The sequence below is a fragment of the Rhodanobacter sp. UC4451_H18 genome (genome assembly GCF_052978225.1).
In genome coordinates this window covers 2,136,838-2,150,107 of sequence record NZ_CM129663.1, presented here as the reverse complement: position 1 = coordinate 2,150,107, position 13,270 = coordinate 2,136,838, and the positions used below count along the sequence as shown (strand labels likewise).

5 protein-coding genes are annotated in these 13,270 nt (G+C 71.0%); 3 read left to right on the top strand and 2 right to left on the bottom strand.

Features of this window, described 5'->3' with window-relative positions:
- Nucleotides 1-37: 37 nt before the first annotated feature.
- Together ACVCMG_RS09795 and ACVCMG_RS09790 are read right to left on the bottom strand one after the other, a co-directional pair.
- A complete protein-coding gene (locus ACVCMG_RS09795) occupies nt 38-196 on the bottom strand; it encodes a hypothetical protein (RefSeq protein ID WP_395120912.1) in 159 nt (52 codons plus the stop codon).
- On the bottom strand, nt 196-4,521 hold the full coding sequence (locus tag ACVCMG_RS09790; RefSeq protein ID WP_447113996.1) for a DEAD/DEAH box helicase: 4,326 nt from the start codon (nt 4,519-4,521) through the stop codon (nt 196-198). Before ACVCMG_RS09790 ends, ACVCMG_RS09795 begins: the two co-directional genes overlap by 1 nt.
- 238 nt (nt 4,522-4,759) lie before the next feature.
- Here ACVCMG_RS09790 and ACVCMG_RS09785 point away from each other — a divergent pair, with 238 nt between their 5' ends.
- The 3 genes from ACVCMG_RS09785 to pbpC all read left to right on the top strand — a co-directional run bounded on the left by ACVCMG_RS09785 (nt 4,760) and on the right by pbpC (nt 13,169).
- On the top strand, nt 4,760-5,569 hold the full coding sequence (locus ACVCMG_RS09785) for an alpha/beta hydrolase (protein ID WP_447115406.1): 810 nt from the start codon (nt 4,760-4,762) through the stop codon (nt 5,567-5,569).
- Between the two features lie 82 nt (nt 5,570-5,651).
- Complete coding sequence (locus ACVCMG_RS09780; RefSeq protein WP_447113995.1) at nt 5,652-10,637, top strand: alpha-2-macroglobulin family protein; 4,986 nt, start codon at nt 5,652-5,654, stop codon at nt 10,635-10,637.
- Between the two features lie 147 nt (nt 10,638-10,784).
- Nucleotides 10,785-13,169: a penicillin-binding protein 1C gene (gene pbpC, locus ACVCMG_RS09775; RefSeq protein WP_447115405.1), complete on the top strand. Its 2,385-nt coding sequence runs from the start codon at nt 10,785-10,787 to the stop codon at nt 13,167-13,169.
- Nucleotides 13,170-13,270 lie beyond the last annotated feature (101 nt).

The window sequence follows — 13,270 nt, the reverse complement described above, 5'->3', positions numbered from 1 at the left end:
CGGCTTCTCCACCCGAAAGCGACGGGCGGTGTCGTGTCTACCGGCGTTGGTGCATGGCCCGGATCAGCAGACCCATCAACAGCAGGCCCAGCACCACGCCGAGGGCGGCGCCCCACAACGCACCGACGTCGCCACCGACCAGGTAGCCCACGCCCGCGCCCAGCGGAAACAGCAGCAGCACCGGCAGGCAGCCCATCAGGATGCCTGCCGTACCGTGGCATCCGGTGCCGACGGGTGGCGCAGCAATACCGCACGCGCGCGTTGCCATTCGGCGGTGGACAGCTCGATCAGCGCCACCGGCTTGCCGCCGACCAGCGCGGCGATCGGCATGCCGTCGCGGTACAGCACGCGCGAGCCGGCCAGTGCCGGCACCTTGTCGCCGACCAGCACGGTGCCGACCAGGTTCAGCGGATCGCTGCCGCTGACGCAGACCAGCTCGCCGTCGTCCGCGCGTGAGCGCACCGCGCGCAACGGCGCGATCGCCTCGGGCAGGGCGAACTGCTCGCCCACCAGGCCCTCGACGAAACGGCCGCCGCGGATTTCGCCGCGAGCTTCAAGCCGGTGGTACACGCGCAGCAGCTCGCGCCACGACGGCAGCCACGGCGCCTCGCGCTCCAGCAGCTTCCAGAACACCACGCCGTAGCGGCGCAGCAGGGTACGCGCAATATGTTCAATCGCCTCGGGCCCGGCCTTGGCGTCCGTGGCCGGGCCGCGCGCCAGTGCCCAGCGCCCCGCATCCTCGATCCCGCCAAATGCGTGCCGGCGCATGCGCCGGTGCCGTGTGCCGTCGCGTTTCGCCGCCGGCAGCAGCAGGGCGCGCAGACCGGCGAAGCTGTCCGCGCTGATCCGGCCGGCGGCCACCAGCTCGCCCAGCGCGTCTTCCAGCTCCGGCCGCAACAGGCGGGTGTCCACCAGCAACTCGTCGAAGAACAGCGCACCATGCTCGCGCAACGCCTCGGCCACGGCCTGGGCGCGCGACGACAGCAGGATGTCCTGCGGCTCGCCCGCGGCGACGGCCGTCCAGACGGCCATCTCCCGGCGGGGCAGCAGCACGATCGGCGTACTGCGCAGCGGCCCGCCGCCACCGCCGCTGCCGGTGCGCAGGCGGCTCCAGGCGATGCGGCCGGCGCGGCACAGCTCGTCCAGCCAGCTGATCGAATAGTCGCCCACGCGCGCTGGCAGGATCTCCGCTTCCCACGCGCCGGCCGCGGCCTCGTAACCTTCCAGCTGTGCCAGCGTGGCCACCAGCGCATCCGGCCCGTTCAGGCGCGTGGCCGCCGACACGTGCTGCCAGTCGAACAGGAAGCGCATCAGCGCGCGCCGGCTGACCGGCTCGATCTCGCGGCGCAGCCGGCCGATGGTGTAGCGGTGGATGCGCGCCAGCAGATGCCGCTCGCACCATTCGGTGTCGCTCGCATCGGCGGTGAAGCGGCCCTGCATCACGTAGCCTTCGGACTGCAGTCGCAGCAGCGCCTGCTCGACCTCGCCCGCGTCGACGGTGATCGACTGCGCCAGCCCACGCACGGTGACCGGGCCGAGTCCGCCGAGGCGGTGGCGCACGAGTTCCAGCAGCGCGTCCTCGCGCGTCCAGGGCTGCGCGGCGTATTCGGCGGGTGCGGCGATCGGCGGCTGCATCGGGGCGGCCGGATGCAGTACCTGCCACAGCGGCAGCTGCTCGGCAGACGTCCATGCGTCGCCGAGCCGGGTGGCGCGCTTCGCCTTCGCCAGCGCCTGCAGTCGCTCGTTCCAGCCGGGGTTGGCGGCGACTTCATCGGCGGTGACGAAACCCAGCAAAGTCAGCGCCTCGTGCATCTCGTCGGCGTCGCGCACCTGCGGCCAGGCTTCCTCGCGTACGGCGGCGATCGCGTCGGAATCGAGCCGGCCCAGATCGTCGGCGCTGTCGGCGTTCCAGCGACGGTTCTGCACGGCCTGGGTGCGGCGCTCCTCCAGCGGCGCGTCGTCGAGGAACGCATACGGCGCGGCGTTCAATACTTCGGCGGCAAGCGGGCTCGGTGCGGTGAGATCGCGCGCCACGATGGCGATCTCGCCGGCTTCGAGCTGGCGCAGGATCGCCAGCAGCCCGTCCACGTCCATCGCCTCGCGCAGGCAGTCGTGCATAGTCTGGTTGACCAGCGGGTGATCCGGCACCTCGCGCTCGCCCACGATGTTTTCCAGGCAGGCGACCTGATCGGGGAAGACCGCGGCGAGCAGGTCCTCGCTCTTCATCCGCTGCAGCGGCGGCGGCGTCTTCCTGCCACCGGTGAAGCGCGGCAGCGCCAGTGCGGTCACCGCATTCCAGCGCCAGCGCGCGGGGAACAGCGGCGCGTCGAGCAGGGCCTGCACCAGCACGTGCTCGGCGGTAGCCGAGTGCAGATAGTGCGCCACTTCCTCCAGCGGAAAGCTGTGGCTGGTCGACAGCGACAGCACGATCGCGTCCTCGGTCGCCGCCGCCTGCAGCTCGAAGTTGAACTGGCGGCAGAAGCGCTTGCGCAGCGCCAGCCCCCACGCGCGGTTGATGCGGCTGCCCCACGGCGTGTGGATCACCAACTGGGTGCCGCCGGATTCGTCGAAGAAGCGCTCCAGCACCAGCGTGTGCTGGCTCGGCAGCACGCCCAGCGCGGCCTTCGCGCGGGCCAGGTAGTCGGCCAGCTGCTGCGCGGCAGCGTCGCCCAGACCCAGCTCGTCGTGCAGCCACGCCACGGCGGCCGGCACGCCGCCGGCATCGAGCTGTGTGGATATCTCCTCGCGCAGCCGCGACACGCCGAACGACAGTTCGTCGCTGCGCCCCGGTGCCTCGCCCAGCCAGAACGGAATGCTCGGCGGCGCGCCGTGCGCGTCCTCCACGCGCAGCCGGTCGCGCTCGACGCGCTGGATGCGGTAGCTGGCGTTGCCGAGCTGGAAGATGTCGCCGGCCATGCTCTCGACCGCGAAATCCTCGTTCACCGTGCCGACGATGATCGCCTGCGGTTCCAGCACCACCTTGTAGTCGGCGGTGTCGGGAATGGTGCCGCCGGAGGTCAGCGCGGTCAGCCGCGCGCTGCGCCGCGGCCGCAACTGGCGGTTCACCGCGTCGCGATGGATGTACGCCGCGCGCGGGCCCTGGCGGGTGGTGAAGCCTTCGGCCAGCATGCGCACCACCGCGTCGAAATCGGCGCGGGCGAGATCGCGGTACGGGTACGCGCGACGCACCAGTGCGTACAGCGCGTCCTCGTCCCACTCGGCGCAGGCGACCTCGGCGACGATCTGCTGGGCCAGCACGTCCAGCGGCTGCGGCGGCATCACCAGCGCGTCGAGTTCGCCGCGGCGCACGCAGTCGAGCAGGGCGGTGCATTCGATCAGGTCGTCGCGGGTCGCCGGGAACAGCCGCGCCTTCGGCGTGCCGTCGATGCTGTGGCCGGAACGGCCGGCGCGCTGCAGGAACGCGGCGATCGAGCGCGGCGAGCCGAGCTGGCAGACCAGGTCGACTTCGCCGATGTCGATGCCCAGCTCCAGCGACGCGGTGGCCACCAGCACCTTCAGCTCGCCGCGCTTGAGCCGCTGCTCCGCATCCAGCCGCAGCTCCTTGGCCAGGCTGCCGTGATGCGCGGCGACGTGCTCCTTGCCGAGCCGTTCGGACAGGTGCCGCGCGGCGCGCTCGGCCATGCGCCGCGTGTTGACGAAGACCAGGGTGGTGCGGTGCGCCTGCACCAGCTGGGCGAGGCGGTCGTAGACCAGCTCCCAGCTGTCGTTCGACATCACCGCTTCCAGCGGCACCGGCGGGACTTCGATGGCGAGGTCGCGCGGGCGGGTGTGGCCCGTGTTGATGATGGTGCACGGATCTTCCTTCTCCCCCTCGGGGAGAAGGGAGTGTTGAGCGCCGACCAGAAAGTCGGCGACTTTTTCTATGGGCTTCTGCGTCGCCGACAAGCCGATCCGCAGCAGGCGCCGCTGGCACAGCGACTCCAGCCGCTCCAGCGACAAGGCCAGATGCGAACCGCGCTTGCTGCCGGCGATGGCGTGGATCTCGTCGACGATCACCGTGCGCACGCCCGCCAGCATGGAACGGCCCGAGGCCGAGCCGAGCAGCACGTACAGCGACTCCGGCGTGGTCACCAGGATGTGCGGCGGCTGCTTGCGCAGCAGGTTGCGTTCGACCTGCGGGGTGTCGCCGGTGCGTACCGCGGTGCGGATCGCCACGTCGGGCAGGCCGAGCTTTTCCAGCTCGGCGCGGATGCCTTCCAGCGGCGCTTCCAGATTGACATGGATGTCGTTCGACAATGCTTTCAGCGGCGACACGTAGAGCACCGTGGTGGCGTCGGCCAGTGTGCCGCCGTGCGCCACGCCCTCGCGCACCAGTTCGTCGATGGCGGCGAGGAAGGCGGTGAGCGTCTTGCCGGAGCCGGTCGGCGCGGCGACCAGGGTGTGCTGGCCGGCGCGGATCGACGGCCACGCCGCCGCCTGCGCCGCGGTGGGTGCGGCGAAGCTGCGGCGGAACCAGGCGGCGACCGCCGGGTGGAAGGCTTCGAGGATTCGGGAGTCCATGCGCGGCGGCACCGGTCGGGGCGGTGGCGGGGAGTGGGACACCCGATCATATATGGGGGCCGCGGCTGCCGTCGCAACCGGCGCGCAGCGGTGCGCGGTCGGCGCCGGCATGTCAGTATTCGCGCTCCATCGGCGCATCGCGTGGAGGCGCTGCAGGACGGTGATCGAACGGGAGGAAGCGGTGCAGGCGCCATCGGATTCGCGGAGCGAGGAAACCGGAGTCACCAGTTGGCAGACCATGGCCGATGGCCAGCGCCTGCTGTTGCGCGACTGGCCGCGACAGGGGGCGCGCGGGGCCGCGCTGTTCGTGCATGGCCTGGGCGAACACAGCGGCCGTTACGATCGCGTCGCCGCGTGGTTCAACCAGCGCGGCTATGCCGTGCGCGGCTACGACCAGCGTGGCCACGGGCAGTCGCCCGGGCGGCGCGGCGCGCTGCGCCATCGCGACGACCTGCTGGCAGACCTGGCGGCGGTCTATCAGGAGTACGCGCGCGCCACGCCGCACCAGCCGCTGCTGCTCGGCCACAGCATGGGCGGTCTGGTGGCCGCGCGCGCCGTGCTCGACGGCGCGCTGGCGCCGCCGGCGCTGGTGCTGTCCTCGCCGGCCCTGCGCACTCACGAATCGCCGCAGATGATCCGGCTGGCCGCGATACTCGGCCGCTGGCTGCCGAACCTGCCGCTGCGCAACGGGCTGGATGCCGGCAAGCTGTCGCACGATCCGCAGGTAGCCGCCGACTACCGCGCCGATCCGCTGCGCCACGGCTGGATCACCCCGCGACTGGCCGATTTCATCTTCCGCGAAGGCGCCGCCTGCATCGCCGATGCCGCCGAGCTGGCCGTGCCCACCCTGCTGCTGGTGGCCGAGAGCGACGCACTGGTCGACCCCGCCGGCAGCCGTGCCTTCGCCAGGGCGGCGGCATCGAGCGGCCAACTGACCACGCGCTTCTTCGCCTCGCTGTACCACGAGCTGTTCAACGAAACCGAACCGGGCCGCGGCCAGGTGCTGATGCAACTGGGCGACTGGCTGGGTCGGCAGTTGCCTCGTTGAGAGAACCCGCGTGCCCGATCCGTGCCATCGGCCCGCCATGAATGGCGGCGATACTTCGATCCAATCTCAGGGAGAGACCACCATGTACGCACGATCGTTTGCGCGCTTTGCGCGGGTATGGCCAGTCCTGTTGTCGGGCCTGTTGCTGGTCGCCTGCGGGCGCGGCCATGACGGCCATCCGCCGACGCTGCAGGGTGCGCCGGGCACGGCCGCCTCGGCGGCGCCGGCGCCGGCCGCAACCAGCTTCGCCCTGCTTTCGGCCAGCTCCCGCAGCAGCGACTCGCGCACCGCGCTGACCCTGCGCTTCAACGCCACGCTGGCCTCGGCGCAGGCGTTCGACACGCTGATCGCGGTGACCGGCCCGAACGGCGAAGTGGTCAGCGGCAGCTGGAGCCTCGACAACGACGGCAAGACGCTGAACTTCCCGTTCGTGCAGGCGAACACGCGCTATGCGGTGCAGCTGAAGGCCGGCCTGCTCGCCGCCGACGGCCGCACCCTCGGCCACGAGGTGAAGCACGACGTGTACTCCGGCAACCTGCCGGCGGCGGTCGGCTTCGCCTCGCACGGCAGCGTGCTGCCGGCGCGCGGCACCCGCGGCCTGCCGCTGGTGTCGATGAACGTGCACGACGCCGACGTGGAGTTCTTCCGCGTGCGCGACGACGCGCTGTCCGACCTGTTCTGCGCGTACCCGCGCAACGGCCATCGCGACAGCTACGAACTCGACCACGACGTCGCCTACTACAACAGCTGCGGCGAAGGCGACGAGCGGCGCAGCCGCATGCCGATCACCGAGATCGCCGATTCGGTCTACGCCAACCACTACACGCTGGGCGGCGAGCCGAACGAGCGCACCGTCACCTACCTGCCGGTGCAGAACATCAGGGAGCTGGCCCAGCCGGGCGTGTACATGGCGGTGGTCAAGGCCGGCGGCACGTTCAAGGACGGCTACGACACCGCCACCTTCTTCGTCAGCGACCTCGGCCTGCACCTGCGCGTGTACCGCGACAACGTGCTGCTGCACGTGGCCTCGCTGCGCGACGGCACGCCGGTGAATGCGGTGGACATCGAGATCCGCGACGCGGCCGGGCGCAGCAAGCTCAAGGCCACCACCGGCGCCGACGGCAACGCGCTGCTCGCGTACAAGGTCAGGGCTTCCGACGTGCTGGTCGCGCGCCACGGCAAGGACGTCTCGGTGCTGCCGTTCAACCGGCCGGCATTGGACGTGTCCAACTTCGACATCAGCGGGCGCAAACAGGCACCGTTCGAGGTCTACGCCTGGTCCGGCCGCGACCTGTACCGTCCCGGCGAGACGCTGCGCGCCTCGGCGCTGCTGCGCGACGACGACGGCAAGCCGATGAAGGCGCAGTCGCTGTTCGTGCGGGTGAAGCAGCCGGACGGCCGCACCCTGGTGGAAAAGCGGCTGGAGCCGAGGCAACTGAACTACTTCGAGCTGAGCCAGGCGATCCCCGCCGACGCGCCGACCGGTTTGTGGCAACTGGAGTTCCGCCTCGATCCTTCGGCCAAGGAGACCGTGCAGGCGTTCCCGTTCCACGTCGAGGAGTTCCTGCCCGAGCGGCTCAAGGTGGATCTGTCCAGCCCGCAGGCGCGACTGGCGCCGGGCGAGCCGCTGAAGCTGAAGGTCGCCTCCAGCTACCTGTACGGCGCGCCGGCCGACGGCAACCGCTTCACCGCGAAACTGCTGGTGGCGCCGGACGTGCATCCGCTGGAGAAGATGAAGGACACCTTCTTCGGCAACCCGCTGGTCGAGCTGCCGAAGAGCGCCGACGACGTGGTCGATGCGAAGCTCGACGCGCAAGGCGTGCTGGAGCAGGACGTGGCGCTGCCCGATGACGTGAAACCGGTCGCGCCGCTGGCGGTGACCCTGTCCGGCAGCGTGTACGAGAGCGGCGGCCGCGCGGTGACGCGGCTGCTCAAGCGCACCTACTGGCCGGCCGACGCGCTGGTCGGCGTGCGCCCGCTGTTCGATCCGAAGCAGGGCGCGGAGAGCGAAAGCCCGGTCGGTTTCGAGATCGTGCGCGCGAACGCGGACGGCGAGTTGGTCGCAGGCAGCCACCTGAAAGTGCGCCTGCAGCGTGAACTGCGCGATTTCTACTGGCTGTACGAGCGCGACGGCGGCTGGCAGTCGAATGCGAACCAGCGCCTGCAGCTGATCGAGGAAAAGGACGTCGACGTGGCCGCCGGCAAGTCGGCCCAGGTGGAATTCCCGGTGCAGTGGGGCAGCTACCGCGTCGAGGTGTACGACCCGGCCACGAAACTCACCACGGTGTTCCCGTTCTTCGCCGGCTACAGCTGGGACGACGAGAACCTCGGCAAGGAAGCACGCCCGGACAAGGTCAAGCTGCAGCTGGACAAGGCGCGCTACCGCGCCGGCGACACCATGAAGGTCAGCGTGACGCCGCCGCAGCCCGGCCCCGGCGTGCTGCTGGTGGAATCGGACCACCTGCTCTACACCAGGAACATCGACGCGAAAGCCGGTGCCACCTTCGAGATCCCGGTGACGAAGGAGTGGGAGCGCCACGACGTCTACGTGACGGCGCTGGTGTTCCGCGGCGGCGAGGCCGCCGAGCACACCACGCCGGCGCGCGCGATGGGCGTGGAATACGTGGCGATGGACCGCAACGACCGGCGCATCCCGCTGAAGCTGGATGCGCCCGCGCTGATGCGCCCGGGCAACCCGCTCGAGGTCGGCGTGCAGGCTACCGGCCTGGCCGGGCAGAAGGCTTTCGTCACGCTGTCGGCGGTCGACCAGGGCGTGCTCAACATCACCGACTACCCGGTGCCCGACGCGTGGGCGTGGCTGTTCGCCAAGCGTGCCTTGGGCGTGGATGCGTACGACCTGTACAGCCGCATCATCGAGGCGATGGACGGCGCCGAGGCGAAGTTGCGCTACGGCGGCGACATGAGCGGTGCGGCGCTGCCCAAGGCCACCCGGCTCAACCCGAAGGTGCAGATCGTCGACCTGTTCACCGGCCCGGTGGCGTTCGACGCGCAGGGCAGGGCCACGCTGCACGTCGACGTACCCGACTTCAACGGCAGCCTGCGCCTGGCCGCGCTGGCGTACACCGACAGCCGCTACGGCAACGCCGACGGCGCGGTCACCGTGCGCGCGCCGCTGGTGGTCGAACCGAGCACGCCGCGGGTGATGGCGGCCGGCGACCAGGCGATGATCAGCCTCGATCTGAAGAACCTGTCCGGCAAGGACGGCACCGCGAAAGTGAGCGTCAAGGGCGGCGGCCCGATCACGGTGGACAAGGCCACCCAGAGCGCGGCGTTGAAGGATGGCGCCGGCACCACCCTGCACATGCCGGTCACCGCCGGCGCGGGCGCCGCGGTGGCGACGGTGGACATCCACGCCGAGCTCAACGATTACAGCGTGGACCGCCACTTCGAATTCGCGGTGCGCCCGGCCTGGCCGGAAACGGTGAGCACCACGCCCATGGCGCTGGAGGCGGGCAAGCCCGAGCACCTCGGCGCCGCCGCGATCGCCGGCCTGCTGCCGGCCACGGTGAACGCGCGGATCACCCTGAGCACCTTGCCGCCGCTGCCGTACGCGGCTGCGCTGCGCGACATGCTGCGCTACCCGTACGGCTGCATCGAGCAGACCACCAGCAAGGGCTACGCCGCGCTGATCCTGGACGGCCCCACGGCCAAGGCGCTGGGTGCGCAAGTGATGAGCGACGACGTGCGCAAGGCCGCGGTGGACGGCGCACTGTCGCGGATCGCCTCGTTCCAGGCCAGCAACGGCCACTTCAGCTTCTGGGGCGGCAGCAGTCCGATCGTCACCTTCACCACGCCGTACGTGGTCGACTTCATGCTGGACGCGCGCGACGCCGGCTTTGCGGTGCCGCAGGAGGTGCTGCAGAAATCGCTGCAGCGGCTCAACGACGACCTGCTCGCCGGCGGCCATCCGTACTACGAGTACGAACAGCACGACCACCTGCGCATCGCCGACGAGGCGTACTCCGGCTTCGTGCTGGCCCGCGTCAACCGCGCGCCGCTGGGCACGCTGCGCGCGATCTTCGACAACGAACGGCAGAAGCTGGTCGCGCCGCTGCCGCTGGTGCACTTCGGCATCGCGTTCAAGCTGATGGGCGACAACGAGCGCGCGCAGAAGGCGATCGACGAGGCGTTTGCGTGGAGCAAGGAGCGCCCGTGGTATGTCGGCGACTACGGCTCGGAGCTGCGCGACCTGGCCCTGATGGTCGCGCTCACGCATACCTACGGCATGAGCAAGCCGGCCTACGACGCCAAGCTGGTCGACTGGGCACGCAACGCCACCGCCAACGTGCGCGTGCGCCAGCAGCAGGACAGGAACTACCGCTGGTCGTGGTCGTACCTGAGCACGCAGGAGCAGGCGGCGATCGCCCGCGTGGCGGCGGCGTTCGACGCGAAGAGCAACGCGCCGCTGGCCGCCACCATGAGCGTGGCCGGCAAGCTCGAGACTGCGCCGGACAGCCGCGTGTGGAGCCGCGAACTCACCGCCGCCGACCTCTCGGCCGGCGTCAGCGTGCAGCCGACCAGCAACGCGGCGATCTTCGCCACGCTCGACGTCGCCGGCATTCCGCAAAAGGCGCCCGCCGCCGACGACAGCCAGATCGACGTGCGCCGCAGCTGGTTCACCACCGACGGCAAGCCGTGGATGGGCAATCAATTGAAGGAAGGCGACACGCTGATCGTCGAGCTGACCATCGAGGCACGCATGGACGTGCCCGACGCGCTGGTCACCGACCTGCTGCCCGGCGGGCTGGAAGTGGAGAACCTCAACCTCGGCGGTGCGCAGCAATGGTCCGGCGTGGTGATCGACGGCATCGACCTGGACCAGCACGCGGCGGCGGCGGAAACCGTGCACGAGGAATATCGCGACGACCGCTACGCCGCTGCGCTGAATCTGCGCCGCGGCGACAAGTCCCGCGTGTTCTACCTGGTGCGCGCGGTGACGCCCGGCAGCTACACCGTGCCGCCGTCGCTGGTGGAGGACATGTATCGCCCCGCCGTGCGCGGCATCGGCAAGGCCGAGCCGGTGAAGATCAGCGTGGTGGAGCCGTGACGGTCGGTGCGTGTGGCAAGCGGTCCGCCAGCTCGTCATCCCCGCGCAAGCGGGGATCCAGTGCCTTCGGTGTCGTGGGGCAAGGACGCAGGCGCTGGATTCCCGCTTTCGCGGGAATGACGGCGTGAGGGTGTATGGCCGTTGTCCATGCTCGCTGAAGGCAACACCATTCCGGCTACCGACAGCCTGACTCCGGCCAGGTCTCGCCGTCGTCGCTGGCTATGCATCGCGCTGGTTCCCTTCATTCTGCTGCTTGTCGCGGTCGTCCTCGATCGCCTGTTCCCGCTCCACCTGCCCGCGCCCGACACCGGCAGCACGGTAGTGCTCGCGCGCGACGGCACGCCGCTGCGTGCGTTCGCCGACAGCGACGGCGTGTGGCGCTACCCGACCACGGCGAAGCAGGTCTCGCCGCTGTACCTGAAGGCGCTGCTCACCTACGAGGACCGCTGGTTCTACCGCCACCCCGGCGTCAATCCGTACGCGCTGCTGCGCGGCCTCGCCGGCGGCATCGCGCACGGGCACATCGTCTCCGGCGGTTCCACGCTGACCATGCAGGTGGCGCGCATCATCGAACCGATCCCGCATACCTTCCGCGGCAAGCTGGTGCAGATCTTCCGCGCGCTGCAGCTGGAGGCGCATCTGTCAAAGGCGCAGATCCTCGACCTGTACCTCAACCACGCGCCGTTCGGTGGCCCGATCGAGGGCGTCGAGGCGGCGTCGTGGGCGTACCTGGGCAAGCCGGCGACGCGGCTGTCGCACGCCGAGGCGGCGCTGCTCGCGGTGCTGCCGCAATCGCCGAGCCGGCTGCGGCCGGATCGCCATCCCGAGGCGGCGCGCGCCGCGCGCGACAAGGTGCTGCGCCGCATGCGCGACCTCGGCGTGTGGAGCGCGGATGAAGTGCGCGACGCGGCGGTCGAACCGGTGGTGGCGCGTTCGCTGCGCGCGCCGTTGTCCGCGGCCTTGCTGGCCGAACGCCTGCACCGGCAGCAACCGCAGGCGCGACGCATCGCCAGCACCATCGACGCGAACCTGCAGCGCGCGGCCGAGGACCGGGTCAGTGCGTATCTCGCACGCCTGCCGGCACACACGTCGGCGGCGCTGCTGGTGGTCGACAACGCGACGCTGGAGGCGCGCATCTACGTCGGCACCAGCGACTTCGCCGATCCGCAGCGGCATGGCTACATCGACATGGTGAACGCGCCGCGCTCGCCCGGCTCGACGCTGAAGCCGTTCCTGTACGGCCTGGCGCTGGACGACGGCCTGATCCACTCGCAGAGCCTGCTGGTCGATGCGCCGCAGGATTTCGGCGGCTACAAGCCGGGCAATTTCGATGAAGCGTTCAGCGGCCCGGTCAGCGCCGCCGAGGCGCTGCAGCGCTCGCTCAACGTGCCGGCGGTGGACGTGCTGGACCGGGTCGGGCCGAACCGCTTCGTCGCGCGGCTGGCCAACGGCGGGGTCGACCTCGGCCTGCCCGCGGGGGCGCAACCGAACCTGTCGATCATCCTCGGCGGCGCGTCCACCCGGTTGGAGAACCTGGTCGGCGCGTACACCGCGTTCGCCAACGGCGGCCTCGCCGGTACCCCGCGCTACACGCTGGAACAACCCGCGCAGCCACGCCGGCTGCTGTCGCCCGGCGCGGCGTGGATCATCCGCGACATCCTCGCCAGCAACCCGGCCGACGTCGAAGGCGGCCCGCTCGCCGGCGCGATCAACCGGCACGCCACGGTGGCGTGGAAGACCGGCACCAGCTACGGCTACCGCGACGCCTGGTCGATCGGCGTCACCGACCGCTGGACCGTCGGCGTGTGGATCGGTCGTCCGGACGGCACGCCCTCGCCCGGCCAGTACGGCGCGGTGACCGCGCTGCCGCTGCTGTTCCAGATCGTCGACATGCTGCCTTCGCGCGGCGGCCACGCCCGCGCGCAACCGGCCAGCGTCAGCCGGCACGACATCTGCTGGCCGCTGGGCGGCGCGGCGGAGAATACCCCGCCCCACCTGTGCCGCCAGCGCCGCAGCGCCTGGGTGCTCGATGACGCCTTGCCGCCTACCTTCGCCGAACGCGATCTCGGCGCGTGGTCAGCCGGCCTGCTCCGCTTGCGCGTCAACGCGAAAGGCCAGCGCCTCAGTGGCGCCTGCCACGCCGCGCACGAGCGCACGATCCAGCTCGCGCGCTGGCCCGCGCTGGCCACGCCGTGGCTCGGCGTCGACGACCGCGCTGCCGCCGCGCTGCCGCCGCTCGCGCCCGGCTGCGCCCCCGATTCGCTGGACCGCGCCACGCCGATCCGCATCGCCGGCCTCGCCGGCGGCGTCACCCTGCGCCGCGCGCCGAACAGCGATCAGCCGCTGCGCGTGACCCTGCGCGCGCTCGGCGCCGACGGCGAAGTGCAATGGCTGCTCGACGGCCGCCTGCAAGGCAGCAGCGTGGGCGCCGCCGCACAAACCATCGCGCTGCACCGGCCCGGCCCGCACACCGTCACCGCCCTGACCCGCGATGGCGCCTTCAGCGCCGTGCGCTTCCACGTGGCGGACTGAAATCGCGCCCGCGTGAACCTCGCGCCGCCGGCGTGGTCAACGAGCCGCACGACCGGGCGAATTGCGCGCCAGAATGGCCGGGCATCGTGTGGCCGCTTTTT